Source organism: Acidocella aminolytica 101 = DSM 11237, assembly GCF_900129125.1.
In the GTDB taxonomy this organism is placed as follows: Bacteria; Pseudomonadota; Alphaproteobacteria; order Acetobacterales; family Acetobacteraceae; genus Acidocella; species Acidocella aminolytica.
On sequence record NZ_FQVJ01000011.1, the window covers coordinates 25,553 to 51,848 of the forward strand.

The following is a 26,296-nucleotide window of genomic DNA, read 5'->3' on the forward strand; positions in this document are numbered from 1 at the left end:
TTACCGATATTGTTTGAGGAGAGAGAGTCACATGGTTCTACATCTGTCAGTCGATAAGCCTACGCATACGGATTTCACACCGCGCATCACCGTGTTCGGCGTCGGCGGCGGCGGGTGTAATGCCGTAAACAACATGATTGAGATGAATCTCCCAGGCGTGGAGTTTGTTGTTGCGAATACCGATGCGCAGCAGCTGCAACGCTCCTTGGCTGAAAAGCGTATTCAGCTTGGGCCGCATCTCACGCAAGGCAATGGGGCGGGCGGCCGCCCGGATATCGGTAAACTCTCCGCCGATGAAGCCGCAGACGAACTGGCGCGCCACCTCGAGAACACGCACATGGTGTTCATCACCGCCGGCATGGGCGGTGGCACCGGTACGGGGGCGGCGCCGGTGATTGCACGCATGGCGCGTGAGCGTGATATTCTCACCGTTGGTGTTGTGACCAAGCCATTCGCGTTTGAAGGCAAGCGCCGTATGCGTGCCGCCGAGGAAGGCATCATTGAGATGCAGGCCTATGTCGATACGCTGATTGTGATTCCGAACCAGAATCTTTTTAAAGTCGCGAATGAGCGCACCGGCTGGAAAGAAGCGTTCGAGATGGCCGATAATGTGCTCTATATGGGCGTCCGTGGCGTAACTGATCTGATGGTGATGCCCGGTATCGTGAATCTGGACTTTGCTGACGTGCGCTCCGTGATGCGCGAAATGGGCAAGGCCATGATGGGTACCGGCGAGGCGGAGGGTGATGACCGTGCGATTCGTGCCGCTGAGGCCGCGATCAGCAATCCGCTGCTTGAAGATACCAACATGAAAGGAGCGCGGGGCCTGCTGATTAACATCACCGGTGCTTCGGATGTGACGCTGTTTGAAATCGACCAAGCCGCCAACCGCGTGAGCGAGGAGGTGGACACCGACGCAAACATCATGTTCGGTATGTCGCTGGATGAAACTATGTCTGGCCGGATCCGTGTTTCTGTGGTGGCGACGGGGATTGATTCTATGCCTGCCGCTTTGCCGAATTTGAAGGTGGTGAATGGCGGCGCGGAAAATAATAATTTCGTGCAGGCTGTTTCGACACAGAATGCACAGCAGCAGGTGGCGGGGGCGTCGCGTCCGGCCGGGTATGTGCCTGAGCCGCCCGCATCGCCGATTGTTGCCAAGGCTTATGTTGAGCGTACCCCTGAAGCGGCCCCTGCTGAAGCGCCAGTGGCGGCTGAACCCCAATATCAGCAGCCCGCGCCGCGCCCGGCGGCCCCTGTGCGTGCATCTGCCCCGGCTCCCACGCCGGTGCGTGCCCCTGAGCCGCCGAAGCCGACCAGCATTTTCAAATCTGTGTTCGGGTTTGGCTCGCATAAAAATACTGCTCCGGCGCCACAGCCGCACCGGCAGGAGCCTGCAATGCGTACTGATGAAGCGCCGCATGAAGAGCCACGCCCTTCCGTGCGGCCCGCGCAGGTGGATGAGGTGGGGCTGGAGATTCCGGCTTTCCTGCGCCGTAACCAATAAGCGCGGACGCTCTCTCCAAAAAAACCCTGGGTTTTGGCCCAGGGTTTTTTATTGTTTCACGTAGCGGCGTTCGCCGTTATGGGGGCTGTACCAAACCTCAAGAGCCTCGCCGGTGGTTGGGTCTTTGAAGCGTTCGCCGGTTGGCAACCAACCATCGCCGGGTGGGGCGGAGAGGTTGCGGTGGTAGCGGCGCTCAAACAGCGTGCCGAGCAAGATTAGCAGCCCAAAACCCAGCAGCCAGAGTCCGCCCCAGGCCCCGACCGCAAAGGACAGCGCGCCGATGGCGCTGCAGATTCCACCCAGCCCGAGAACTAGAATACGCAGCATGGTTCAACTGGGCTCCAGCAGAACAGCAGTGCCGTAAGCGACGATTTCGCTCATTGTTTCGCCCATCTCCGAGGAGTCGAAGCGCATCATCACGATGGCGTTCGCGCCCATCATTGCGGCGTTGGCGACCATGCGGTCTGTGGCGTGACGGCGGGCTTCCTCGAGCATGGAAGTGTATTCCTTGATTTCCCCACCCACGAGGGAGCGCAGACCCGCCATCATGTTGCCGCCAATTCCGCGGCTGCGGACCACGACACCGAAACATTGGCCAAATGTTTGTCTGATTTTATAGCCTGCGACATTTTCAGTTGTTGTGACGAGCATGGTTTACGCTCCGTTTGTTGCGACACAAGCAGAGCATGCAGGGCAGTCTTGAACAAGCGGTGAAGTGTGTCACAAGGATGTGTTTTTTTGAAAATTCTTTTAAAAACATAACGTTGTGACGACATAATCAGAAATAATGATTTATTGGCCGTGTTGCGCCGCAACGAGTAGATTGCGCTCGAGTTAATTGGCAGGATTCCTATGTCGTCTTTGCATGACCGGTACAGCATGATGCATTTTGACGTTGTCGCCCGCCGGACCCTGAAAGCGCCGATCTCAGCGGTGGGGCGGGGGCTTCATAGCGGGACGGATGTGTGTCTGACACTCCGGCCAGCGGCGGTGAATACCGGGATTGTGTTTCGCCGGACGGATGTTGGCGCGGAGATTCCGGCGCGGTTCGATCAGGTGAGTGATACGCGGCTGTGCACGTTGATTTCTTCCGGCAATGCCAAGGTGGGCACCATCGAGCATTTGATGGCGGCGCTTGCGGCGGCGGAAGTTGATGATCTGATTGTGGAGGTGGATGCGCCGGAATTGCCCGTTTTTGATGGCTCCGCTGCGCCGTTTTTGTTCCTGGTCGAAAGTGCGGGCGTGCTGGAGCATGGCGGGGTGCGCCCGGTGCTGGAGATTTTGCGCCCTGTGCGGGTCGAGCGCGATGGTGCCTTTGCCGAGCTGCGTCCTCAGGATGGCCGCTCCGGATTCGATGTGTCGCTCTCTATCGAGTTCCAGGCTCGGGCCATTGGGGCGCAGGCTTATCATTTCCATCTCTCGAGTGAGGGCTTCGCGGAGGAAATTGCCCGGGCGCGGACATTCACGCTGCGCGGCGAGATTGAGGCGTTACACAAGGCTGGGCTGGCGCGGGGCGGCTCCCTGGCCAATGCCGTAGTGGTGGATGACGATAAGATCATGAACCCCGAGGGGCTGCGTTATGATGACGAGTTCGTGCGTCATAAGTTGCTGGATGTGATTGGTGATTTGTATCTGGCCGGGGCGCCGATTCGCGGACGCTTTATTGGCAGTAAGACCGGCCATGGTCTGAATAATCAGCTTTTGCGGGCGGTGTTCGCGGAGCAGGAGAATTATCGCCTGGCAACGGGCGCGCTGGAAGTGCCGAAGCAACTCGCCGCGGCCTGAGCTTGGTGCGCAAAAAAACGGCCTCGGAAACGGGGCCGTTTTTTTTGCCTGTCGGGCGGTTTAGTCGAACAGCGAGCTGACCGAGCTTTCTGTGGAGATGCGGCGCATGGCCTCAGCCAGTAGCGGGGCGATGGAAAGCTGGCGGATATTATGTGCGAGGCGCACCGCTTCCGTCGCCATGATCGAGTCGGTAATGGTCAGCATTTCGATGGGCGACGCGGCGATGCGCGCGACAGCGCCGCCTGACAGCACGCCATGCGAGACATAGACCTCAACCGATTTCGCGCCATTGGCCAGCAGCGCCTCGGCCGCGTTGCACAGCGTTCCGCCAGAATCCACGATGTCGTCCACCAGGATACAATGACGGTCTTTGACGTCGCCGATGATGTTCATGACCTCGGACACGCCAGCGCGCTCGCGGCGCTTGTCGATAATCGCGAGGTCGGTGTTCAGACGCCGGGCGATGATACGCGCGCGCAGCACGCCGCCAACGTCCGGGGAGACTATCATTGGGTTACGGCCCTCAAACCGCTCCTGCACATCGCGCGAGAAGAGCGGTGCGGCGGGCAGGTTGTCCACCGGAATGTCGAAGAAGCCTTGGATTTGCCCAGCATGAAGGTCCATGGTCAGCACGCGGCTTGCACCGGCCTCGGTGATCAGATTGGCGACTAGCTTGGCGGAGATTGGCGTACGGGGGCCGGATTTGCGGTCCTGACGGGCATAGCCGAAATATGGGATCACCGGCGTGATGCGCCGGGCGGAGCCACGGCGTAGCGCATCGCAGGTAATCAGCAACTCCATGAGGTTATCGTTCGTCGGATAGGAGGTGGACTGGATGACGAACACATCCTCACCGCGGACATTCTCGTGGATTTCCACGAAGACTTCCATATCCGCGAAGCGCCGGATGGAGGCCTTTGCCAGCGGTAGGTTCAAACCAGCAGCGACAGCCTCAGCCAGGGGGCGGTTGCTGTTGCAGGCGACAATTTTCATGCTTGGTCTTCCCAGAGTTCTGCTCGCGCGGGGTGTAGCAACCAGGGGGGGTAAAGTAAATTAAGCGGAGAGCTCTCTCGACCGTTCGGTGGCTGCTTGAATGGCCGCCTTGAAAATTTTGGGTAGAGCGTCATCTGCGCGCAACAGTTTCAAGGCCTCGGCGGTTGTGCCGCCAGGGGAGGTTACAGCCACACGTAGGGCTTCAGGTGTTTCCGTGGAGGCCGCCAGAAGCGCGGCAGAGCCGATGACGGTCTGCCGGGCCATGATTCGGGCCAGTTCCGGGGGCAGCCCCTGGTCCAGACCGGCTTGTTCCAACAGCTCAGTGAGCAGGAACACATAAGCGGGGCCGCCGCCGGAAATGGCGGTGACGGGAGCCAGGGCGGATTCGGTCTCAACCCAGGCGACCTTGCCCACGGCGGAGAGAAGCTGCGTCGCGAGGCGGCGTTGGGCCTCTGAAACGCCATTGCCGGCAAAGGCCACGGTAATGCTCTGGCGCACGGCCGCTGGCGTGTTGGGCATGGCGCGGACAATAGCGGGACTGCCGCCCAGAAGTTGGGCTATGCCCTGGGCGGTTTTGCCCGCCATGATGGAAATGAACACAGCCTTTCCCGAGAAGCGCCCATAAGCGGGCAGGGCCTCGGCAGCCTTTTGTGGTTTTACCGCCAGCATCACGGCTTCGGGCGTGAAATCAACGGGAAGCTGGCTGATATCCGCCAGCACTGTAACGTTTGAGCCAGCCAGAGCCTGTGCGCCCTGCGAAGGGTCCACAACAAAGGCCTGGGAAAGGCCCTGCTCGCGCCATCCGGCAAGTAGAGCGCTGCCCATCCGGCCGCCGCCGACGAGCAGAAGAGAAGGTAGAGTCGTCATAAAAGCTCTATCTCATGCTTCTCCCGCGCACTCCAGCATCGCGGCGTCCAAAGCTTCTTCGGCGCTCTTGCCGCCCCAGATCACGAACTGGAAGGCAGGGAAAAAGCGCTCGCATTCGGTAATGGCGATGTCGATCAGGTCTTCGATCGATTCCGCCGCCGCGCTGGGGGTGCCGCGCAACAGCATGGCGTGGCGGTAAACCGGCATGCCTGTTTCCTCATCCATGCCGAAATGGCCGATCCAGAGCCGCTCGTTTGCCTTGGCCAGCAGCTCATATAGCGCGGCCCGTTGTTTTACCGGGGCCTTCATGTCGAAGGCAGCGGAAAAATGCATGACTGAAATCTCGTCTGACCAGCAGAAATACAGCCCGTAATCACACCATTTACCCTGCGCCTCGGCGGCGAGGTCCGATTCTGAGCGGCGGTCGAAAAGCCACTCATTCGCGGAAATGACCTGTTCCACCAGATCAAGCGGATTGGAGACGGTGATCACATCGTCTTCGGGGTGAGCGAGATTGGGCATATCAGGGCCTCCTTGTCACCATGGAAAGCTGGGTGAGACAATTCTGGCCTCCCGCGCAGTGTTTCTCCCCACGACTCGGATTTTATTCGGATTTGTGCGCCGCGCATATAAAAAATAACGCCGTTACGCTTTGTTTCTGGTACCTGTTACCAATAGGCCGCATTGGATTTCTGGAGGGTTAACCCCATATCACCCATGGATGCCTCGAGGACTGCTGATTATGACGAAAAATATTTTCCGCTCCCTGGCGCTCGCGGGGGCGCTGGCGCTGGCGCCCGCTTTGCCGGCTTTTGCCCAGAGCCAGGGAGCGTCACCGCGCCAAATCCAGACAATGATCGATACCGGGCAGAGCGCTCAGGCATTGCAGGCGCTAAAAGGCGTGCTGGACCAACATCCGCAAAGCGGTGTGGCGTGGTATCTGGCGGCCGAGGCGCAGGATGCGCGCGGGAATGAGAATGCGGCGGCCCAGGCATTGGCCAAGGCTGACCAATATGCGCCCGGCCTGCCGTTCGCGGACCCGCAAAAAGCGGCCGCGCTGCGTACCCATATTGATCGCGGCCTGAAGGCGGGGGGCGGTGTGAGCCATGCCCTGGGCGGGGTTTCGCCCGTGCTGCTGGTGATTGGTGGGCTGCTTTTATTGTTTGTTCTGTTGCGTTTGGTCTCCGGTTTCCGCCGGGGAGGCATGAACCTGGGATATCGGCGTTATCCTGGTAACCCGAACGCGCCTTATGGTCCCAATGGCCCTAACGGGCCTTATGGTCCTGGAGGCGGGTATGGGCCGATGGGCGGCGGGCTTGGCAGTTCCATTGTCACCGGCTTGGCGGCCGGGGCCGGGTTTGCCGCGGGTGAAAGAATTGTTGACGGGTTGATGGGGGGTAACGAGGCCCAGGCCGCGCAGCCTCAGCAGGATTTCATGCCCAATCAGGATGACGGGCTAATGGGTGACCCCAGCTGGGATATGGGCGGCGGTAACGATGACCTGAACACCGATAGCTGGTAATTCTCAAATCATCGCAAACGCTTACGGTGCTGTTTCTGATTTCAGGGCAGCGCCGTAAATCTGAGGAACGCCATGAAATTCTTTTATTCGCCGAATGCGTGTTCGCTGGGAATCCATGTTTTGTTGGAGGAGATCGGCAAGCCTTATGAACGGCTATGGGTCGATTTCAGCAAGGGCGCGCAATACAAAGAGCCTTATGTTTCACTCAATCCGAAGTCGAAAGTGCCAGCTTTATTACGAGATGATGGCGTGCTGGTGACGGAATGGCCCGCGATTGCCTGGTATCTAGCGAAAACCAACCCTGAGGTGAATTTGCTGCCCAGCACCATTGATGGTGAAGTGCGCACCCTGGAATTGTTGGATTATATGATCGCCACCGTGCATATGCGGGGCTTCACGCGGATTTTCCGCCCCGCGATGTTCACGCCGACCATTGCCGACGAGCCCGCGGTGAAGCAGACCGGGCGTGATATCATTGATACCGGGCTGAAGCTTATGGCCCAGGTGCTGGGGGCAAAGGCGTATCTGCTTGGTGATTACTCTATTGCCGACGCGGCGTTGTTTTTCCTGGAACATTGGGCCGTTACGCGCGCCGCCGTGCAAATTCCCCCTGCACTTGAGGGGCATCTTGAACGTATGCGTGCCCGCCCGGCGGTGCAGCGCGCTCTGGCGGCGGAAGGGCTGGTCTGATTGTGTCTCTGCCTGAAACGCCCTTCTGGTTTCTCCGCCATGGGGAGACAAGATACAATGCCGCTGGCTTGAGCCAAGGGGCGCTGGATGTTGAGCTGAACGAGACAGGCCGGGCGCAGGCGGAGCGCGCCGGGCCATTGCTGGCGGGGCAGGGGATTACGGCGATTATTTCTTCCCCCATGCTGCGGACGCGTGAGACCACCGAAATCATCAACGAATATCTTCGCCTGCCAGTGATCTATGAACAGGATCTGCGCGAGGTGATGTTTGGTGGCATGGAAGGCAAGCCGCTCTTGCCCTGGTTCCCGGAATGGTTGGAGGGACGTTATACGCCGGAAGGGGCGGAAAGTTTTCCTGACCTGACGTTGAGGGTGAAGGCGGCGTTGAACCAGGTTTTGGTGACGCAAACGGCGCCGGTGCTGATTGTCGCGCATGGCGGTGTCTTCAGGGCGATACGCGACCTGATGGGGCTGCCAAAAGAAGGGCTGACCCGTAACGCCGTGCCACTTTATTGCGCGCCGGGGAATGAGGGCTGGCAAATCGACGGGGCTGAAACGGGACTTTAAACGCTCAACTGGTTAGAGCGGCGAGGCTGATTCCGAAGCAAAGGGCCACCAGCAATATAGCGCACGGGGGCATAAAGCTTTTCATTTCCACGCACTCCTTCGTGAAAAGGCTCCGTTGGGATAGGCCGGGTGGTAGCCATTCACGAATGGGATATGGACAGCAAATAAGATTTTCACACCCATGCCGGATGGCGGGGAGATGTGCGTTTGGCGCTACTTTACAGCGCCAGCGTGACGGCCAAAGGCACATGGTCCGAGGGTTGCTCCCAACTCCGGGCTTCTCGTAGAACCTCATGGCTGTGCAAGGCGGGCACCAGATCTGGCGTGACCCAGATATGATCCAGCCGGCGCCCGCGATTGGAGGCTGCCCAGTCCCGGTTGCGATAAGACCACCATGTATAAAGCTTCTGATCCGCCGGTACGAAATGCCGGATTGCGTCATGAAACCCGGTTTCGCGCCAGGAGTTCAGCGCGTCGACCTCAACAGGGGTATGGCTGACCACATTCAGTAATTGCTTGTGGCTCCAAACATCTTGCTCCAGCGGGGCGATGTTCAGATCTCCCACCAGCACGGCGCGGCGGGGCTTGTATTTCAGGAAATGCGCGCGGGTTTCAGCCAGAAAATCAAGCTTGTGGGCGAACTTCTCGTTGGCTGTGCGGTCGGGGATGTCTCCGCCCGCGGGCACGTAGAAATCGTGGATTGTGACGGGGCCGCCGGGGGATTCAACGGATGCGGAGATTTGGCGGCAATCACTCTTGCCACACCAGTCGGGCGTGTCTTCTGCCAGGGTTAACGGCAGACGGGAGAGAATGGCCACACCATTATAACTTTTCATCCCGCGCTTGAGCAGGTGAGGAAACCCAAGCTCACTGGCGATGGCTTCAGGGAACAGATCGTCAGGTACTTTGGTTTCCTGCAGGCAGATGACGTCCGGCTTCAGTCGCGCGGCGAGCTGATGCAAATGCGCTTGGCGCAGCCGCACAGAGTTGATGTTCCAGGTGGCGATGGTCAGGTGCATGTGCGGCTTTTACAAGGTTTTGCCGCGCAGGCTAACCCCCCACCGTGCTTGGGGCGCTGGGCTGGTTATACTGGAACAGCGAGTTTGGAAACGGTCCGGCGGGGGCAATATCGTATAGATGCACGCTGGTTTGTTTGCCTTGTGCATCTGTGACGACCCAGGCGCGCAGCTCCAGCGGGTCGGTCGAGAAAGAAAGCGTCAGTGATCCGGCGGCTTCCTTGTGTGTCCGCGCCAGGGAAATATCCACCTGACCGGGCTGGCGATTGATGGCAGTGATGTAAACACCAGCCGATTCCAAATTTACATGCGGTGCCAGCAGGATGCTGAGCGGTGTGGAGCTAAGCGGGATGGTGGTTGTCTGGTTCAGAGCCGGATCATGATAAACCAGCAGGCCAAATCCGGCGACAAGCAGTTGCGGGTCTGGCGGGTCGTAGACGAAACGCATTTTTCCAGGGCGTTGCAACCAAGCTTTGCCCGTCCGTGTCGCGCCATCAGCCGACACCTGGAGGAAGTTGGCGGTAAGCCCCTTTTGTGCGTTCAGATAGGTTTCCACCTTGGCGACCAGCGTTTTGTCGGCTGGTGTCAAAGCTAAGGGAGCCGCTTGGGCCCAGGTGGGCGCAAGCAGGCTCATCCCCATACACAACAGCGCCACGCCAAGGACGTGGCGGCGAGTGGTGTTAACCGGCAGCGCGGCGGCTGGAGGCCTCGGTTTTATGTGTGGCAAGAGCATCAGTCATAATATGGCGCGTCTCGCGGAGAAAAGCAGCCCCCTTGACGGTGCGCTGCACCAGCACGGAGCGGCGGTCCGCCGGATCAACCTTACGGCGCACGTAATCGAGCTCGGTCAGGCGGTCCAGCGCGCGGGTGATGGCGGGTTTGGAGACGTTGAGCTCCTGTGCCAGACCACGAACGGTGTGCGGGCCTTCGGTTAGATAGCAGGTGAGAAACACGCCAAGCTGACGCGCGGACAGATCAACGCCGTCCCGCCGCACAAGCGAGACAATGGTATCTCGAAGGATGCCAACGAGCTGGTCTGACGAGAGTTGAGCAGACGCCATAGTTAAAATTCCTTGGATAGAAAAACGTGAAACAGAAGTTCAGGAAAACCTAAATTCATGTTCAGACAAACAATCAGTACACGATATTATAAGAAGTTTCAAAACCACTTCAATATGATTGTGTAAAATTATTTGTCCGTATCACTAACAAAACGTAAGAAAAATCTACATGCTGTTACGTTGTAGTTTCATGAAACCAAATGAAACTACTAGCTGCATTAAAACAGATGTTTTAGCTAAAGCTCTTTAAAGCCGCGTTTCTTTTTTTTAACGCAATGTTTTTCTTTCTGGATAAATATTTAGGTTTTTGCACCTTCTGCAAGGGCTGTGATGGCTGTCAGGAAAGCACGTAGAGTTTGCGCTTCACCGCCTTCAGGTTTACCGGGGTGTGTGCCGTCATTCCAGGCGTAACTGTCCGCGTGAGCCCAACGGGTTTGTTTTGGAATGAAATTTTGCAGGAACAGAGCAGCAGTTATGGCGCCGGCAAAAGGCTTTGCGGAGATATTGCTGAGATCCGCAAAGGGGGTTTCCAGCCAATGCGCGTAACCATCATGTAACGGAAGACGCCAAAGAGGATCGCCGCTATGTTGTCCTGCGGACAGAATGGTCTCTGCCATGTCGTCATTATTGCAGAAGAGGGCGGGAATGTCGGGACCCAGAGCAACGCGTGCCGCGCCGGTCAGTGTTGCAACATCAATCAACCAATCAGGCTGGGCCTCGCAGGCTTCGTGCAATAGGTCACAGAGAACCAGACGTCCTTCCGCATCTGTATCGCCGACCTCGACGGTTAAGCCTGCGCGGGTACGCAGAATATCAGACGGTCGCATCGCATTGCCCGAAACGCTGTTTTCCACACAGCCAATACGAAGTTCGAGCCGTATGTTCAGATCTAGCGACATGATCGCGGAGGCTAGACCGAGCGTGATTGCGGCGCCGCCCATATCTTTACGCATCAGACGCATAGCGCTGCCGGGCTTTAAATTATAACCGCCCGTATCAAAACAGACGCCTTTGCCGCAAAGCGAGACGAGTGGAGCGTCGTCTTGTGCCTTGCTACCGCGCCACTGGAAAATGACAGCTTCCGGCGCGCGGTTTGACCCGGCGCCGACAGCGTGAATGGTGGGAAAGCGTGTGGTTAGTGTTTCGCCCCGGACACGTTCCGCCGCCGCGCCAAACCGCGCGGCCAAACTCATTGCAAAATCAGCGAGTTCGGATGGGCCGAGAAGATTGGCCGGGGTGTTGATGAGTTCACGGGTCAGGTGGATGGCGCCGGCGATGATCCGGCTTTGGTCCGATGCACGTGTAAGCCGTGCGAAGTTCGGCTTTTTCGCTTTGAGTGTTTGATACCGGTAAGCGCCGAGAAGAAAGCCGAGTTCAGCTTCCTGCGTGGGAATCTCGTTGGCTGCAATATGCCAAAGGCTAGAGGCAGGCAGTGCGGCTGCTGCCACGCCGAAAGCGGAAAAGACCGGGCCTGTTCCCATGCCGATGACAGCGGCACTCAACTCTCCCTTGGCCCCTGGGATCAACAGAATTTGTCCCGCCTCGCCGCTGAAGCCGTGCAGAGTAGCCTGAGAGGCCGCGTTGACGGGCAGGTGGGTGAGGTCCTCAACCCATGAGGAGGGGCGTGTGGCGAAAAGCGGCAGGGATAAGGAGGCGTCCGCTGCCAGCCCTGCGGGAATGTCTAGGAAATTCAGAGCGTCAATAATCATGATTGTGCCTTTAAAGCCACTCGGCCCACCAAACCATGACATTCAAAGACATAAAAGACTTCCCGCCTTGATGTGAAAAGATGCTTTCTAAGAGCAGTGTTTAAAATAATGAATTAGATAAAGAAACCCCTTCGTAAAAGTTCATGGAAAAGAGAAGGGTGTAGAAGTCTGTTTACTTATCAATGAGTTGTTTCGTTTTCGGGACACAATAAAAAGCCAGACGGTCCTGTGAGACGCGTCTGGCTTTGAAAGTAAATGCTTAGCTTGCCCATGAGGCAGGCTGGGAGGAAGGGTTAATGCAGCCGCTCGATGCCGATAGCCGCCACGCGTCCCTCGCGTTGTTGGAGAGCGAAGCGTACCCGCTCACCCTCGTTCAACTTGCGTAAGCCCGCATGTTGGACCGCGCTGATATGTACGAAAATATCATTGCCCCCTTGGTCTGGGGCGATGAACCCGTAACCTTTTCCGGGGTTGAACCATTTCACAATGCCAGTGAGGGAATTTTCGTCCTGACGGTTGTTGTCCTGGATCGTTTCCATTTGAGCGCCTTTCTTTGCCCAGTCTTTTTTGTCCGGTTTTCCGAACTTAGGTCGTTTTTGCTGAATATAAATTCAGCGCAAATTAGTTTAAGCGCATTTAAGTGTAGTGATCAATTGGAAAGTTTATGCTGCATTGCAGCGGAAAATCAAAAAAGCAAAAGAAAAGGCCGGGCTTTTTCGGCCCGGCCTTTTCGGTTTTGGCATTTTTTCAGGCCACGTCTTCGCGTTTGTCCCGTACACGGACATAGGCAATGGCGGCGTGCTCTTCACAATAAGGCTTTCCGGCAACGGCGGATGCATTGCAGAAATGAAAGCTCGGCTTACCGGGTTCGCCAATCGGCCAGCAGCAGGGGGTTGCGCGAGGCTGCTGCGGCTTGGGCGTGGGAATGATGGCGCGCAGCACCGGCATGGCCGGGGTATTCACGGAGGATGAGAGCGGCGGCAACGTGGGGCCTTGCGTGCGCTTGGGCTGGGCCGGACGTGGAACAGCCTCTCCGCTTGTCCGGCGGATGGGCGAAGGACGGGCAGGCAGATTAAGCCTGTGAGCCTTGCCAACCACGGCGTTCTTGGAAATGTTCAGGCGGCGGCCGATCTCCGCCGTTGACAATCCCTCCGCCCACAGACTCCGCAGGCGGGCGATTGTCTCATCTGTCCACTCCATCTTGTGGGGCTCCTTCTATAAACTACTACATAAAGTAGCTGCAGCGCGGCGAGCGGGCAATGTGTATCAGCCTTTTCCCGAGTCCTTTTCTGTGGAAAACTTTTTTCTTTGGTTTTTTACGGTTTTACCGTCTCACCCGGGAAAGCGCCCCAGAAGTCGCTGCGGGCGATATAGCCCCTATGGAATTCAGTGGCGACCTTGCAATAGGCGCTGGTGGCGGTGCAGCGCATCAGAAAACCCGAGACGCCGTGTTTTAGATACGCCACGACACTGGCGCCGGAATTTGGGCTGCTGCGCAGCGGCGCTTCCGTGGCGGTGACGTAAAACCCTCGCTGGGCACGGATGGTGGCTTCATGAACCCAACCGGTGCCGCCATCCGGCGCCAATATGTGCCGCCAGACATTGAATTCGCCTATAATTTCAATCGGCAGCCCCTTGCGCTGATAAACCCAGTTCACCGGATATTGGAAACCCGGCCCGGCCCGGACATTCACCTCGTCTGAGCGCAGGCTGACAAAGCGGGGTACCGGCAGGCCGGTGGAAATGCCGCGCGCGGGGCCAGGGCCGGTGCCGGGGTCGGGAGCGGCGGCGCAAAGAAGCGGCGCCAGCAGCAGCAAAATCAGCCGCAGACGGAACATGAGGGGTCCTTTCTCAGCCTGATCTTGCGGAACTCTGCCGCCAACGCATCCCAGACTAGCAGAAAGCCGGAAAGTGATTGACCGATGCCGGTGATTTCCTTGATGACTTCCGTAGCTTGCAGCGTGCCCATAACGCCGGTGACCGCCCCCAGCACGCCGGCCTCGGAACAGGGCGGCACCAGCCCTTCGGGCGGCGGCTCAGGGTAGAGGCAGCGGTAACAGGGGCCGCCCGCATGGGGTTTGAAGGTGGAGATTTGTCCCTCAAAACGCAGCACGGCGGCTGAAACAAGTGTTTTCTTCGCGGCCACGCAGGCATCCGCCACCAGGAAGCGGGTGGTGAAATTGTCGGTGCCGTCGCAAATGATGTCGTAGCCGTTGATCAGCCTGCTGACATTATCGGGCCCCAGATGCTCGGCATGTGTTTCCAGCTTTACCAGCGGGTTGATCCGCGCCAGCGACTCGGCAGCGGAGGCGACCTTCAGCTGGCCCAGATTGGCCATGCCATGCGCGATCTGGCGTTGCAGGTTGGAAAGTTCGACCAAATCGGCATCCACGAGCCCGATTGTACCGACGCCCGCCGCCGCTAGATAAAGGGTTAATGGCGAGCCCAGTCCACCGGCGCCGACCACCAGGACCTTCGCGGCTTTGAGTTTGGCCTGACCGGTGCCGCCCAGCTCACGCAGCAAGATGTGCCGTGAATAACGCTGGACTTCCGCTTCCGAGAAATTTAAATCCATGGCAGAGCTTATATTATGGTTCCGCTCCCCAGGCCAAACCGAGAAACCACTTCACGCCGTGTGTCAATCTGGTAATAAGGGGGGATATGGTAAAGTTGTGTTCCAGCGGGGGCACGGCCCGGCTCTGAGGTTTGCTTAATATGACGGTGATTAATGCCATCCGTATGGGTGGTCAGGAAATTCTTCCCCTGGTTGAAGGTGGTAAAGGCGTTTCGGCGTCCAACGGTGTTAGCGCGGGCCATTGGGCGCTCAGCGGCGGTGTTGGCACTTTCTCCGCCGTGAATGCCGATAGCTTTGATGCGGAGGGTCAGCTGCTGCCTCAGTTCTATCATGGCCGTACCCGGCGTGACCGGCATGAGGAGTTGATCAATTTCGCCATTGAGGGCGGGGTTCAGCAGGCGCAGCGTGCCTGGGACATTTCTGGAGGCAAAGGGCGCATCCACGCCAATATCCTGTGGGAGATGGGTGGCGCGGAACGGGTTATTACCGGTATTCTTGAGCGCACGAAGGGGCTGGTGAACGGGATTACCTGTGGCGCAGGCATGCCTTACCGGCTTTCTGAGATCGCCGCGCGGTTTAACGTGCATTATTACCCAATTGTCTCCTCTGGCCGTGCGTTTTCCGCGTTGTGGAAGCGCGCTTATTCCAAGGTATCGGAGCTGCTGGGTGGGGTGGTGTATGAGGACCCCTGGCTTGCGGGCGGGCATAATGGCCTTTCTAATTCCGAAGACCCGGAAAGGCCGGAAAGCCCTTATCCGCGTCTCATCGCGCTGCGTAAGGTGATGCGTCAGTTTGGCCTGGACGAAACGCCGATTATCATGGCGGGCGGCGTTTGGGCGCTGGATGAGTGGAAAGACTATATCAACAACCCGGAAATCGGGCCTATCGCGTTTCAGTTCGGAACCCGGCCGTTGCTGACCAAGGAGAGCCCGATCCCACAGAGCTGGAAGGATCGTCTGCTTAAGCTCAAGCCGGGCGACGTGTTCCTGAACAGGTTTTCGCCCACGGGGTTTTATTCGTCGGCGGTAAATAACAGCTTCATGCAGGAGTTGCGTGCTCGCAGCGAGCGTCAGGTGGCCTACAGCCCCGAGCCGGTAGGCGAGCATGTGGTGGAATATGGCGTGGGGGCACGCCGCCGCTCCGTGTATCTCACCGCGCCGGATTATGACCGCGCGAAGGGCTGGGAAGCCGAGGGCTTCACGGAGGCGCTGCGGACGCCGGATTCCACACTAATTTTCGTAACGCCGGAAAGGGCGAATGAAATTCATCAGGATCAGGTGAACTGCATGGGCTGTCTCAGCCAGTGCCGTTTTTCCAACTGGTCCCAGCATGAGCCCACATTCGATAATGGCAAGAAGGCCGATCCGCGCAGCTTCTGCATCCAGAAGACCCTGCAGGACATTGCCCATGCCGCGCCAGAAGATGAGGCGGCGATGGACCATAATTTGATGTTCGCGGGGCATAACGCGCACCGTTTTGCCACGGACCCTTTTTATTCCAACGGCTTCATCCCGACGGTGAAGCAACTGGTTGCGCGGATTCTGACAGGTAAATGATCTCTCCTGCGCAAGACTGGCGAAGCTGCCCCGCGCCAGCCAGAGTCAGGGTGCTGCTGGATGAGTGGTCGCTTATGATGAGCGGAGGGTATTCATGAAAATTGTGGGCATTTCAGGAAGTCTGCGGAAAGCGTCGTGGAATACGGCGGTTTTGCATGTTGCTGCGGATTTACTGGCCGGGCATGAGCTGGCCATTGCCGAGATCGGCGATCTGCCGCTGATGAACCAAGATTTGGAACAGGACGGCAAGTTCCCAGCGTCGGTTGAACGCCTGCGTGAGCAGATTAGCGCAGCGGATGCGCTGCTTTTCGCCACGCCGGAATATAATGCGTCCATTCCGGCTCCGCTGAAAAATGCCATTGATTGGGCCTCCCGTCCGGCCAATACGCTTGCGGGCAAGCCGGCAGCCATTATTGGTGTGTCGCCTGGGGCGCTGGGCACGGCTCGCGCGCAATATCCGCTTCGCCAGACGCTGGGCGTGCTGAATGTGATTCTGCTTTGCCAGCCGGAAGTCTTTATTGGCGGGGCTGCGCAGAAATTTCAGGATGGCAAGCTGACCGACGAGGCGACGCGCGATTTTCTGGGCAAGGCCCTCACGGCTTTTGTGGGGCTGGCGGAACGGGTGCGGCGTGGCTGATTGACGAGCCTGTAGACCTGCTACTGGCTGCGCTTTGGCGGATGCCGGTGGCAGGGGAAGAATCTTTGTTGCGACTCGTCGAATCTGGCTATCTTGTAACCCAGTTCAGCGCGCAGGAGAGCGAGACATGACGGTGCAGACGGCCCAGAAACCGTATTTCATCGTTTTGGGAAATGAGAAGGGGGGCTCAGGTAAGTCCACGACCTCGATTCATATCATCGTCTCGCTGCTGCGTGATGGGTACCGTGTTGGCGCAATGGATCTCGACGCTCGGCAGGGCACGCTGGCGGGTACGCTGGCCGCGCGCAAGGCGTTTGTGGAGAGAAAGGGCATTGAATTGCCAGTGCCGGACTTCCGCCCCGTTTTTCGTTCCACGCTGGATACTCGCCAGGAGGCTGAGGAGGAGGAGCGCGCCCGCTTCGATGAAGCAGCCACGGAATTGGTGGAGGGCGGGGCCGAGGTGATTGTAGCGGATTGCCCGGGCTCGGATAATTTCCTGTCCCGCTACGGTCATTCTTTCGCGGATACGCTGATTACGCCGATCAATGACAGCTTTGTCGATTTTTCCATGCTGGCGAAGGTTGACCCGGATAATCACGATATCATTCAGCCGAGCATCTATTCTGAAATGGTCTGGGAAGCCCGCAAGAGCCGTTTTACCCGGGACCGTGGCAAAATTGACTGGATGGTGATGCGTAACCGTTTGGCCGCCGTGGAGGCGCGGAATAAGCGCGATGTTGGGGAAACGCTGGAATCACTGGCCAAGCGCATTGGCTTTCGGACGTTGAAAGGGTTTGGCGAGCGCGTGATTTTCCGCGAGCTATATCTGCAGGGCTTGACGCTGATGGATGTACGGGAGGCGAATGTGGGGATCGCCATGGGGTTGTCTCACATCGCAGCGCGTAATGAGGTGCGGGCTTTGATCTCGGCCATTAAACTGCCGCCTGTGCGCAAGCAGGAAGCCGGGGCGGAGATGGTGGCCTGACAGGCTTTTCCAAATTTGCGGGGATTTATGGAAGGGCTTTGTTCAGAAAGCGGTGTCTCTGAAGTTTAGATTATCCCACAATATGTTATCAGAGGCTTGCAAGTTCGCCGCGTTTCGCCAATGAGCAGTCTTTGCTTTGGGGGTGAAGATGGTGAGCGTATTCCTGGCCGGTGCCGGGCCAGGGGATCCTGAACTGCTGACACTGAAAACCGCGCGGCTTCTCGCGACGGCGGAAGTAGTGCTGCACGACAGCCTAGTGGGGCCCGAGATTTTGGCGCTTATCAATCCCGTGGCAGAGATAGTAGATGTAGGTAAGCGTTGCGGCCAAGCCTCCACCGCCCAGGCGGAGATTTGCCGCCTGCTGGTGGCGTATGCCCAGACCGGCAAGCTGGTAGTGCGGCTCAAAGGCGGCGACCCTGTTATTTTCGGCCGGTTAACGGAGGAAATGGAGGCGCTGCGGGCGGTGGGCGTTGGGTTTGATGTGGTGCCAGGTGTAACGGCCGCCTCAGCGGCAGCGGCGGGGTTGTCTCTGTCTTTGACGCAGCGGCGGATTGCGCGCGGGGTGCATATTATTACCGGCCATGGCGCGGATCATGGTCTGCCGACCCATGATTGGACGGCCTTGGCGCAAGCGGGAGGCACACTCGCGATTTATATGGGCAGTAAATATCTCCCCGGCTTGGTGGAAAAACTTTTACAGGCGGGTCTTTCAGAAGACGTACCCGCCATTGCGGTGGAATCCGCTAGCCTGCCGGGTATGAGAGTTTTACGGGCGGGGCTTGCCACATTACCGGGCGTGGTTTTGGCGGCGCGGCCGCGTGGGCCGGTGTTAGTTTTGGTGGGGCAGGCCATGGCGTTGGAAACCAATCATTAAATTCCAACGGCCATAAGAACAGCAGCGCCCAAGCTGGGCGTGGCGGGGCGAGTGACCCCGCCAGTTCTGTTCAGAAGGGTCGTCCATGCGAAACCAACCGATTTTTATAAAAATCCTGACGCTTTTGGGGGGCGTGGGACTAATTTCAGTTGCAGTCACTATTTTCATGGCAATACAACTGAACGATGCTATTTCGAATAGCAAAAAATTGCAGCATACCGTCCTTCAGGCCGCGGCCAATGTAGAAAATGCCTATGCTGCTGAACGAGAGCTTGTTTCGGGGCTTTATGGAACATTTGTTTCTCAATTGGGAGATCAAAATCAGATCGCGGAAGCCGACATACAGACAGCGCGAAAAGAAATTACATATAATCTGACGCAAGCCAGTCCATTGGCGCCCGATTTCTCGACGAGAATAAATGATCTGTTAAACAGAACTCAAAAGCTAATATCGGTTGATTGTGCCAAATCAATCACGCTTGCAAAAAATGCAACATCATTGGCCGGGAATTTTGCGGCGCAAAGTGAATTTATAAATTCATGCCAACCAAATATTCCCAAAATTTCAGAGAATTTTACTGCTCTCCGAGAATCATTGGTTGCGTTTGCTGCGAAAAAACAGATGGCTGTTAATGAAGCAGGAAGACGGGTTGCAAAATTTAGTTCTATTTTAAGTGTTTTGGCTTTGGCATTGGGTTTGGCTGGAGCTTTCTTTGCCGTAAAATTTTGGATTTCCACTCCGCTTAACCGCTTGCGTTCTGTTGTGGAACGTTTGGCTGGAGGGGAGTTAACCCTCACAGTACCTGACGCGGACCGCAAAGACGAAATTGGCCAGATAGCGCGAACTCTACAAATTTTTAAAGATGCTGGAATTGAGAAGCAACGGATAGAGCAAGCTGCCAAACGCGCCGAGGCTGAAACCGAGGCTGATCGGGTCCGTAATGAGTCTGCGCGTGAAGCCGCCGCCGCCGTGCAGGCGCGTGTGGTTGAAAGTCTGGCGGATGGTCTGGAGCGGCTCTCCTCTGGGGATCTAATGTTCCGAATTAATCATGAATTTACCGCGGAGTATGAAAAGCTGCGGGCTGACTTCAATCGGGCGATGGATGTGTTGCAGCAGACCATGCGGCAGATTTCTTCCAACGCAGAAGGGGTACGCTCCAGCGCTGGTGAAATTACGCAAAGTGCTGATGATTTGTCCCGCAGGACGGAACAGCAGGCGGCCAGTCTTGAACAGACCGCCGCTGCGTTGGATGAAGTGACAGCGACGGTACGCAAAGCCTCAGAAGGTGCGAATGAGGCGCGCGGACTTGCCAATGAAGCCAAGGGCGATGCTGAACGATCTGGTGCGGTGGTGACTGAAACAGTTACCGCGATGGGAGAGATCGAAAGTTCTTCAAAAAAAATTGCCAATATCATTGGCGTAATCGACGAGATTGCTTTCCAAACCAATCTTTTGGCGCTCAATGCCGGGGTGGAAGCCGCGCGTGCTGGGGATGCCGGGCGTGGATTTGCTGTGGTCGCCACGGAAGTGCGAGCCTTGGCGCAGCGTTCCGCCGATGCGGCCAAGGAGATCAAAACGCTTATTGGTGCCTCTGGTGTGCAGGTGCAAAGTGGCGTGCGTTTGGTGAATGAAACAGGCCAGTCGCTTAACCGGATTGTTGAGCAGGTTACCAGATTGAGCGTGCTAATTTCCGATATTGCCGGTTCCGCACAGGAACAGGCGACAGCCTTGGCTGAAGTGAATGGCGCGGTGAATCAGATGGATCAGGTGACGCAACAAAATGCCGCGATGGTTGAAGAAAGTACGGCCGCCAGCCATGCCTTGGCAACCGAAGCGGGTGAATTGGCCCGTTTGGTTGGGCAGTTTCGCATTGGTGAAAACAGAAAATCCGCGCGGAGTGTTGTGCCGCGTCAGACAAAGGCTGTGGCCAGGCTGGCCAATAAGGTGCCTGCGGTGAAAACTCTGGTCCCCGTTGCCGCAAGTGGAGATGACTGGGACGAGTTCTAGTATTTTTTAACGTAACATTATGAAATGGCAGCGAAGGTCGGAAATATGACAGACGCGATTGAATTGCCTTCGGTACTGGATCTTGTTGCCGCACCCGGCTTGCTAGAAAATTTTCTACAAAGGCGTGGGCATGATTTGATCTTGGACGCCGGACAAGTGCAGCGCGTGGGTGGGCAGTGTTTGCAGGTTCTGCTTGCGGCACACGCAGCCTGGGCAGCAGATGGACATAACCTGCTTCTGCAGAATCCTTCCGAACCCTTCATTGATATGTTGGCACTGATGGGGCTTTCACCCGACGAGCTAACGCATCACGTTAGTGCCAAAAACGGGGAGACCGAGCAATGAGCATGACGATCCTGACTGTTGATGATTCGCGCGCAATGCGGGACATGCTTCGTCATTCCCTTGTTGCGGCGGGGTTCCGGGTGATCCAAGCAGAAGATGGCCTGCATGGGCTTGAAGTTTTGGCTGCTGAAGCGCCTGATGTTATTGTTACTGATATAAATATGCCGCGCATGGATGGATTTGGGTTTATCCAAGCTGTCCGTCAGGATGAGGCACGCCGCGCTACGCCAGTTCTGGTTCTCACTACTGAAGTTGATGTCGAAAAAAAGAACCGTGCCCGCGAGGCCGGAGCGACAGGATGGATTGTGAAGCCGTTTGATCCGGTGAAGCTGGTGGATGCCATTCGCCGCGTCGCAGCCTGAAGCAAAGGAGGACATCATGGAAGATCCTTTGGCCGCCATCCGTGTTACATTTTTTCAAGAGTGTGAAGAACAGCTTTCCGAGTTGGAAAGCGGGCTAATCGCCATGGAAAACGGCACGGCGGAATCAGAGACGGTTAACGCCGTATTCCGCGCTGTGCACTCCATGAAAGGTGGTGCAGGTATATTTGCGTTGGATGAGCTGGTTCGCTTCGCACACGTATTTGAGACGGCGCTGGATAAGGTTAGGTCCGGCTCTCTTGAGGCAACACCGCCAGTCGTCGCTATCTTCCTGCGTGCTGCCGATATATTGGCTGATCTTGTCCGTGCCGCACGTGACGGTGGTGCTGTTGACCAGGCACGAGTTGCCGATGTTGTCAAAGCATTCGACGAAATTGAAGGTCAGAAAGAAATACCGGGGTCTCATGAAGAGGAGATGGTTGCTGACCCGTCTGAAGCTCAAGATAATGTTTGGGAAGTTACGTTTACGCCTTATCCCGCACTGTATGCAAAGGCAAATGAAGCCGCGCTCTTACTGCGTGAATTGAACCGTTTGGGTGAAACAGAGATAAAGCTTGATACTAGCCTTTTGCCCGAGCTGCTTGAGCTTGATCCCGAAGGTGCTTATCTTACTTGGTTGATTACTCTAAAGAGTGATTGCGAAGAAAGTGATATTCGCGAACTATTTGAGTTCGTTGAAGATGATTGCCGCCTGGAAATTGGCCGCTCGGAAACGGAAGGGTTTGCGCCGGGGACAGTAATCACCGGAGATAATGGATTTAAATTCGAGTTTTTTCCCCCGATGGAGGAGGAAATTGAAGAAGAGACGGAAGTAAAGGTTGTTGAGAAAAAGAAAGAAGAAGCTGCACCAAAGCCAGTAGAGCAGGCTTTAGTTCATGCGTCGGCTGTTCAGGCCATGGTGACAAAAGCCGAGACCGCCAACTCAGTTGCGCCGACCATCCGTGTCGATCTCGATCGTGTGGATAGGATGATCGATCTGGTTGGCGAGCTTGTCATCAATGAGGCAATGCTGAGTCAGCGCGTGTTAGAGGCTGGGATAAACCGTGCTTCCGGTGTTGCGATGGCGTTGGAAGAGCTTGAGCATTTAACAAGAGAAATCCAGGACAGCGTGATGGCAATTCGCGCTCAGCCGGTACGCTCCGTGTTCCAGCGTATGCCGCGTCTTGTGCGTGAAGTTGCCGCGATGACGGGCAAGCAGGTTCGGCTGGTTACTGAAGGCGAGGCGACTGAAGTTGATAAAACGGTTATTGAGCGCATTGCCGATCCGTTAACCCACATGATTCGTAATGCCATAGATCATGGCTTGGAATCTACAGAATCGAGAATTGCCGCGGGTAAACCGGCGGAAGGAACGGTGCGGTTGACGGCGGTGCATCGCTCTGGGCGGATTGTACTTGAGGTAGCGGATGATGGCGGGGGTATCAACCGGTCGCGTGTCCGGCAGAAGGCTGTTGAAAATGGTTTGATCTTGCCGGATGCTCAGTTGAGCGATGAAGAGATTGACAATCTAATCTTCCTGCCGGGATTTTCAACGGCCGCAAAGGTTTCTGATATTTCGGGACGGGGCGTTGGGATGGACGTGGTGCGTCAATCTATTCAAGCGCTCGGTGGACGCATTTCCATTTCCTCAAGGCCAGGATATGGGTCAACATTCACTTTGTCTTTGCCGCTGACGTTGGCGGTTTTGGATGGCATGGTGGTGTCGGCCCACAACCACACGCTGATTATTCCTCTCGGCGCGATCATGGAAACTCTAAAGCCGCGCGCTGAAGACGTATTTCCCCTTGATGGAGACCTAAACATGTTGGCTTTGCGAGGTGGGTATGTTCCAGTTGTCGATGTGGCACATTGCCTAGGTTACAGCGTTCAACACGCCGAACCGGAACAGAGTGTTGCCTTGCTGGTGGAAGGTGAAGGCGGTGCCCGCGCCGTGCTTTTGGTAGATGCCATTCATGGCCAGAGGCAGGTTGTTATCAAGAGTCTGGAGGCAAATTACAGAGCCGTGCCCGGCATTGCCGCTGCAACAGTGATGGGTGATGGGCGTGTGGCTTTGATTGTGGATGTGGATGCGGTGGTACAAAATGCTGGTGCTGAATCGAATGCACATACGGCAGAACTGAACAATCTCGAAATAAGCGGGGGAGCTGCCTGATGGAAGATGTGGTGCAAAGCCTTTCAGATGGGCATGAGCTGATCGCGTTCCGCGTAGGGCGGCAGGAATTTTGTATCAATGTCATGATGGTTCGGGAGATTAGAGGCTGGACAGCTGCGACCACTCTGCCGAGAGCACCGCGATATGTGAAAGGCGTTATCAATCTGCGTGGTGCGGTGTTGCCAATTATTGATCTTGCCATTCGGCTTGGTATGCCCGGTAGTGAGCCAACGGCACGTAATGTTATTATCGTTGTGCAGTTGTCGCATCGTCAGGTTGGTATCCTGGTTGATGCGGTTTCTGATATTCTTGCGGCGAATGGCGCGGTTATTCAGCCTTTGCCAGATGTTACGTCTGATCTTGTGAAAAGCTTTGTCAAAGGATTGCTGCCAATGGATGGCCGCATGGTTAGTCTGATTGCCCTGGATCGTGTTCTTCCGCCTGAAGAGTTGGAGGCGGCTTGATGCCGCCGGGCGTTACAAAAACGAGAAATGTTGGAAGCTTGATTGAGAATGCAGAATTTCGGCTTACGGTAGATGATCTAAAGGTTATTTCAGAGATTATGATGCAAGAAGCTGGCATCGCATTGTCGCAGGCCAAGGCTAGCTTGATTTACTCAAGGCTTGCAAAACGCATTCGCAAACTTGGTCTATCCGGCTTTCATGATTATTGTTCGCTAATTCAATCGTCCGCCGGAGTAGACGAATGCAAGGAAATGGTTGCTGCGTTAACAACTAACGTGACCAGTTTTTTCCGTGAGCCCCACCATTTTGAACATCTGCGTACGAAGGTTCTGCCACAACTTATTGAACGTGCGAAGGCGGGAGAGCGTATTCGCATGTGGTCTGCGGCATGCTCGACAGGGCCTGAGCCATATTCAATGGCGTTGACTTTGTTGAAGGAGATGCCGGATGCCAGCAAATATGATATTCGTATTTTGGCAACAGACATAGATCCGAATGTTTTAGCTGTTGCGGCATCAGGTATTTACGAACCAGCATTGCTGGAGCCTGTTCCTGAGGGCATGCGGCGTAGCTGGTTCAAGCCGTTGAATGACGGTACGGACCGGTTTCAGGTTAAGGACGAACTACGCCGTCTTATTGCTTTCCGCCATTTAAATCTCATCGGTAATTGGCCAATGAAAGGAAAATTTTGGGTTATTTTCTGTCGGAATGTCGTTATTTACTTTGATAATCAGATGCAGGAACGAGTTTGGTCTCGTTTCATGCCACTTCTGGAAGATGACGCGGCGCTCTATATCGGACATTCGGAGCGCGTATCTGGTGCAGCGGCGTCTTGCGTCGTGAATGACGGCGTCACCGTCTATAAAAAATCTGGAGGACGAAGTTTAAAATGACAGTCCGTGCCGTTATTGTTGATGATTCAGCCACCATGCGTGCGGTCATTTCCGCCACGTTGCGCTCAGACCCCGAGATTGAAGTTGTGGGAGAGGCAGCCGACCCACATGAAGCGCGGCAACTTATCAAGTTGCTTTCTCCTGATGTTATCACGCTTGATATAGAGATGCCGAATATGGATGGTCTATCCTTTTTGGAGAAGATCATGCGGTTGCGTCCCACTCCTGTTGTTATGGTCTCGACCTTAACGCAAGCTGGGGCTGAAACCAGCCTGCGTGCGTTGGAAATTGGCGCCTTTGACTGTGTTGCCAAACCCTCCGCTGCTGTACCGGATAGTTTCACAGTATTGGCGGATAGGGTAAAAGCTGCTGCGCAGGCGGGTCGGAAGCCGCGTCCGCTGGCTCGCCCGCGTGAAGCGGCTGGATTGCAAAATTATGCCCCAGATGGACGGATTGTGGCAATTGGTTCCTCGACCGGTGGAGTTGAGGCGCTCATTGAAATTCTTTCGAAATTTCCAAGAAATTGTCCGCCGACGATCATTAGCCAGCACATGCCGCCTACATTCACAAAAAGCTTTGCCGCGCGACTGGACAAGCTTTGCCATCCAAGTGTGCGGGAGGCGGAAACAGGGCAACGGCTTGAGGTGGGGCATATTTATTTGGCCCCTGGCGATCAGCATCTCGAAATCACAGGCCGCTCTTTGCATAGTATCAATCTAAGCCATGCGGGAAAAGTGAATGGGCATCGTCCTTCCGTGGATGTGATGTTTTATTCGGTGGCTCGAGTAGCGGGGGCGCAGGCTTTGGGGGTAATTCTTACCGGGCTGGGGGCCGATGGCGCGCAAGGCTTGTTGGCGCTACGTGAGGCGGGGGCGCAAACAATCGGCCAGGACGCGGCAAGTTCTGTTGTTTACGGCATGCCTCGTGCCGCATTTGAGTTGGGGGCCGTTATGCGGCAGTGGCCGTTAGAAAAGATTGGACTACAAATTCTCAATTTAACTAATGCGCGGCAAAAGGTGCCTATCGCATGAATTCCTCTCAGCTTTATTCTCCGTTAGCGGCTGATAAGCGCGTTAATATTGTGCAGGGACATCACTATGTTGATAATAATCCGCACACTGTTCTGACGACGATTTTAGGCTCCTGCATCGCGGCTTGTTTGTGGGACCCTGTCGCCAACGTTGGCGGGATGAACCATTTTCTTCTTCCAGGAGACAGCACTGCGAAAGGGCAGGCGCCAAAGGCAGATGCGCAGCGTTATGGCGTGAACTTGATGGAGTTGCTCATCAACGATCTGCTGTCTCACGGCGCGGTGAAGTCGCGGTTGAAAGCAAAGCTCTTTGGCGGTGCTGCGATGATTAAGGGGCTAACGGATATTGGCGCACTCAACGCCATTTTTGCCGAGCGTTTCCTGAAAGAAGAAGGTATCGAGCTTGTCGGGGGCAGTTTGCGTGGTGTGCATGGGCGGCGTGTCCAGTTTTGGCCTGTTGGGGGACGCGCCCGGCAGGCTTTGCTGACGCAAGAAACTGAGTCCATCATGCGCGAGGAATCTGCTCGTCGTCCGGCGATTCAGCCCGCGGCTGGCCAAGTGGAGCTATTTTAAATTTCCTGCCTATTTTTAGAAAGGTTTTATAAACCGGCAGGATAGAAACTGCATCTTATACGCTGACTGTTTGGAAAGGGGCTGGCATGACGCAAACCATGAAAAGCG

The 26,296-nt window shown here is 56.2% G+C and carries 30 protein-coding genes; 17 read left to right on the forward strand and 13 right to left on the reverse strand.

The features are described 5' to 3' along the window. Positions 1-31: 31 nt before the first annotated feature. Positions 32-1,507, forward strand: coding sequence for a cell division protein FtsZ (ftsZ, locus tag BUB54_RS07700; RefSeq protein WP_048877656.1), 1,476 nt, complete (start codon positions 32-34; stop codon positions 1,505-1,507). A 48-nt stretch (positions 1,508-1,555) separates the two neighbouring features. Here the strand turns inward: ftsZ and BUB54_RS07705 are convergent, their stop codons facing one another. Beyond that, complete coding sequence (locus BUB54_RS07705) at positions 1,556-1,834, reverse strand: hypothetical protein (RefSeq protein ID WP_199444659.1); 279 nt, start codon at positions 1,832-1,834, stop codon at positions 1,556-1,558. Between the two features lie 3 nt (positions 1,835-1,837). Continuing rightward, on the reverse strand, positions 1,838-2,158 hold the full coding sequence (locus BUB54_RS07710) for a heavy metal-binding domain-containing protein (protein ID WP_048877657.1): 321 nt from the start codon (positions 2,156-2,158) through the stop codon (positions 1,838-1,840). 228 nt (positions 2,159-2,386) lie between these two features. Here BUB54_RS07710 and lpxC point away from each other — a divergent pair, with 228 nt between their 5' ends. After that, entirely contained in the window at positions 2,387-3,292 is a 906-nt protein-coding gene (gene lpxC / locus BUB54_RS07715; RefSeq protein ID WP_082075578.1) for a UDP-3-O-acyl-N-acetylglucosamine deacetylase, read from the forward strand. Positions 3,293-3,352: 60 nt separating this feature from the next. Here the strand turns inward: lpxC and BUB54_RS07720 are convergent, their stop codons facing one another. Genes BUB54_RS07720 through BUB54_RS07730 form a run of 3 tightly spaced genes read right to left on the reverse strand, consistent with a single transcriptional unit; the run spans position 3,353 to position 5,674 of the window. After that, positions 3,353-4,285, reverse strand: a complete 933-nt coding sequence (locus BUB54_RS07720) for a ribose-phosphate pyrophosphokinase (protein WP_048877659.1) — start codon at positions 4,283-4,285, stop codon at positions 3,353-3,355. A gap of 60 nt (positions 4,286-4,345) precedes the next feature. Continuing rightward, positions 4,346-5,152, reverse strand: coding sequence for a pyrroline-5-carboxylate reductase (gene proC, locus BUB54_RS07725; protein ID WP_048877660.1), 807 nt, complete (start codon positions 5,150-5,152; stop codon positions 4,346-4,348). A 12-nt stretch (positions 5,153-5,164) separates the two neighbouring features. Further along, on the reverse strand, positions 5,165-5,674 hold the full coding sequence (locus BUB54_RS07730; RefSeq protein ID WP_048877661.1) for a type III secretion system chaperone family protein: 510 nt from the start codon (positions 5,672-5,674) through the stop codon (positions 5,165-5,167). Between the two features lie 220 nt (positions 5,675-5,894). On the opposite strand from BUB54_RS07730, the gene BUB54_RS07735 reads away from it, so the two are divergent. The 3 genes from BUB54_RS07735 to BUB54_RS07745 all read left to right on the forward strand — a co-directional run bounded on the left by BUB54_RS07735 (position 5,895) and on the right by BUB54_RS07745 (position 7,930). Further along, positions 5,895-6,674 (forward strand): tetratricopeptide repeat protein, encoded by a 780-nt coding sequence (locus BUB54_RS07735; protein WP_073211455.1) that lies wholly within the window; start codon positions 5,895-5,897, stop codon positions 6,672-6,674. 72 nt (positions 6,675-6,746) lie between these two features. Further along, complete coding sequence (locus tag BUB54_RS07740) at positions 6,747-7,364, forward strand: glutathione S-transferase family protein (protein ID WP_048877663.1); 618 nt, start codon at positions 6,747-6,749, stop codon at positions 7,362-7,364. A gap of 2 nt (positions 7,365-7,366) precedes the next feature. After that, entirely contained in the window at positions 7,367-7,930 is a 564-nt protein-coding gene (locus BUB54_RS07745; RefSeq protein WP_048877664.1) for a histidine phosphatase family protein, read from the forward strand. A 218-nt stretch (positions 7,931-8,148) separates the two neighbouring features. Here the strand turns inward: BUB54_RS07745 and BUB54_RS07750 are convergent, their stop codons facing one another. From BUB54_RS07750 to BUB54_RS07785, 8 genes are all read right to left on the reverse strand, one after another. Further along, complete coding sequence (locus tag BUB54_RS07750; RefSeq protein WP_048877665.1) at positions 8,149-8,949, reverse strand: exodeoxyribonuclease III; 801 nt, start codon at positions 8,947-8,949, stop codon at positions 8,149-8,151. A gap of 31 nt (positions 8,950-8,980) precedes the next feature. After that, positions 8,981-9,535: a LolA family protein gene (locus tag BUB54_RS07755; RefSeq protein WP_244890758.1), complete on the reverse strand. Its 555-nt coding sequence runs from the start codon at positions 9,533-9,535 to the stop codon at positions 8,981-8,983. 91 nt (positions 9,536-9,626) lie between these two features. Then, positions 9,627-10,007, reverse strand: a complete 381-nt coding sequence (locus BUB54_RS07760; protein WP_048877667.1) for a MarR family transcriptional regulator — start codon at positions 10,005-10,007, stop codon at positions 9,627-9,629. A gap of 299 nt (positions 10,008-10,306) precedes the next feature. After that, positions 10,307-11,716 (reverse strand): leucyl aminopeptidase family protein, encoded by a 1,410-nt coding sequence (locus tag BUB54_RS07765; protein ID WP_139284833.1) that lies wholly within the window; start codon positions 11,714-11,716, stop codon positions 10,307-10,309. A gap of 293 nt (positions 11,717-12,009) precedes the next feature. After that, positions 12,010-12,255 (reverse strand): cold-shock protein, encoded by a 246-nt coding sequence (locus BUB54_RS07770; protein WP_048877668.1) that lies wholly within the window; start codon positions 12,253-12,255, stop codon positions 12,010-12,012. Positions 12,256-12,463: 208 nt separating this feature from the next. Continuing rightward, positions 12,464-12,916 carry a GcrA family cell cycle regulator gene (locus BUB54_RS07775; protein WP_048877669.1) on the reverse strand — a complete coding sequence of 151 codons (453 nt, stop codon included), beginning with the start codon at positions 12,914-12,916 and terminating at the stop codon, positions 12,464-12,466. A gap of 116 nt (positions 12,917-13,032) precedes the next feature. Then, positions 13,033-13,554 carry an SH3 domain-containing protein gene (locus BUB54_RS07780; RefSeq protein WP_048877670.1) on the reverse strand — a complete coding sequence of 174 codons (522 nt, stop codon included), beginning with the start codon at positions 13,552-13,554 and terminating at the stop codon, positions 13,033-13,035. Next, positions 13,536-14,291 (reverse strand): HesA/MoeB/ThiF family protein, encoded by a 756-nt coding sequence (locus BUB54_RS07785; protein ID WP_048877671.1) that lies wholly within the window; start codon positions 14,289-14,291, stop codon positions 13,536-13,538. Before BUB54_RS07785 ends, BUB54_RS07780 begins: the two co-directional genes overlap by 19 nt. Positions 14,292-14,431: 140 nt before the next feature. Between BUB54_RS07785 and BUB54_RS07790 the strand changes: the two genes are divergently transcribed. The 12 genes from BUB54_RS07790 to BUB54_RS07845 all read left to right on the forward strand — a co-directional run bounded on the left by BUB54_RS07790 (position 14,432) and on the right by BUB54_RS07845 (position 26,188). Beyond that, on the forward strand, positions 14,432-15,847 hold the full coding sequence (locus BUB54_RS07790) for an NAD(P)H-dependent flavin oxidoreductase (RefSeq protein WP_048877672.1): 1,416 nt from the start codon (positions 14,432-14,434) through the stop codon (positions 15,845-15,847). 94 nt (positions 15,848-15,941) lie between these two features. Continuing rightward, the gene (locus tag BUB54_RS07795; protein WP_048877673.1) at positions 15,942-16,484 is read left to right on the forward strand and encodes an NADPH-dependent FMN reductase; all 543 of its coding nucleotides are present in this window, start codon (positions 15,942-15,944) and stop codon (positions 16,482-16,484) included. A 127-nt stretch (positions 16,485-16,611) separates the two neighbouring features. Next, positions 16,612-17,469: a division plane positioning ATPase MipZ gene (locus BUB54_RS07800; protein ID WP_048877674.1), complete on the forward strand. Its 858-nt coding sequence runs from the start codon at positions 16,612-16,614 to the stop codon at positions 17,467-17,469. A gap of 148 nt (positions 17,470-17,617) precedes the next feature. Continuing rightward, positions 17,618-18,343 (forward strand): uroporphyrinogen-III C-methyltransferase, encoded by a 726-nt coding sequence (gene cobA, locus BUB54_RS07805; RefSeq protein ID WP_048877675.1) that lies wholly within the window; start codon positions 17,618-17,620, stop codon positions 18,341-18,343. A gap of 85 nt (positions 18,344-18,428) precedes the next feature. Continuing rightward, positions 18,429-20,351 carry a methyl-accepting chemotaxis protein gene (locus BUB54_RS07810; protein WP_052948295.1) on the forward strand — a complete coding sequence of 641 codons (1,923 nt, stop codon included), beginning with the start codon at positions 18,429-18,431 and terminating at the stop codon, positions 20,349-20,351. A 45-nt stretch (positions 20,352-20,396) separates the two neighbouring features. Continuing rightward, entirely contained in the window at positions 20,397-20,696 is a 300-nt protein-coding gene (locus BUB54_RS07815) for an STAS domain-containing protein (protein ID WP_048877676.1), read from the forward strand. Next, positions 20,693-21,058 carry a response regulator gene (locus BUB54_RS07820; protein ID WP_048877677.1) on the forward strand — a complete coding sequence of 122 codons (366 nt, stop codon included), beginning with the start codon at positions 20,693-20,695 and terminating at the stop codon, positions 21,056-21,058. The genes BUB54_RS07815 and BUB54_RS07820 overlap by 4 nt, the downstream gene beginning before the upstream one ends. A gap of 16 nt (positions 21,059-21,074) precedes the next feature. Continuing rightward, the gene (locus tag BUB54_RS07825; protein WP_048877689.1) at positions 21,075-23,228 is read left to right on the forward strand and encodes a chemotaxis protein CheA; all 2,154 of its coding nucleotides are present in this window, start codon (positions 21,075-21,077) and stop codon (positions 23,226-23,228) included. Next, positions 23,228-23,692 carry a chemotaxis protein CheW gene (locus BUB54_RS07830; RefSeq protein WP_048877678.1) on the forward strand — a complete coding sequence of 155 codons (465 nt, stop codon included), beginning with the start codon at positions 23,228-23,230 and terminating at the stop codon, positions 23,690-23,692. Before BUB54_RS07825 ends, BUB54_RS07830 begins: the two co-directional genes overlap by 1 nt. Next, positions 23,692-24,585 carry a CheR family methyltransferase gene (locus BUB54_RS07835; protein WP_048877679.1) on the forward strand — a complete coding sequence of 298 codons (894 nt, stop codon included), beginning with the start codon at positions 23,692-23,694 and terminating at the stop codon, positions 24,583-24,585. Before BUB54_RS07830 ends, BUB54_RS07835 begins: the two co-directional genes overlap by 1 nt. Further along, the gene (locus tag BUB54_RS07840) at positions 24,582-25,616 is read left to right on the forward strand and encodes a protein-glutamate methylesterase/protein-glutamine glutaminase (protein ID WP_048877680.1); all 1,035 of its coding nucleotides are present in this window, start codon (positions 24,582-24,584) and stop codon (positions 25,614-25,616) included. Before BUB54_RS07835 ends, BUB54_RS07840 begins: the two co-directional genes overlap by 4 nt. Beyond that, positions 25,613-26,188: a chemotaxis protein CheD gene (locus tag BUB54_RS07845; protein WP_048877681.1), complete on the forward strand. Its 576-nt coding sequence runs from the start codon at positions 25,613-25,615 to the stop codon at positions 26,186-26,188. Before BUB54_RS07840 ends, BUB54_RS07845 begins: the two co-directional genes overlap by 4 nt. Positions 26,189-26,296: the final 108 nt, after the last annotated feature.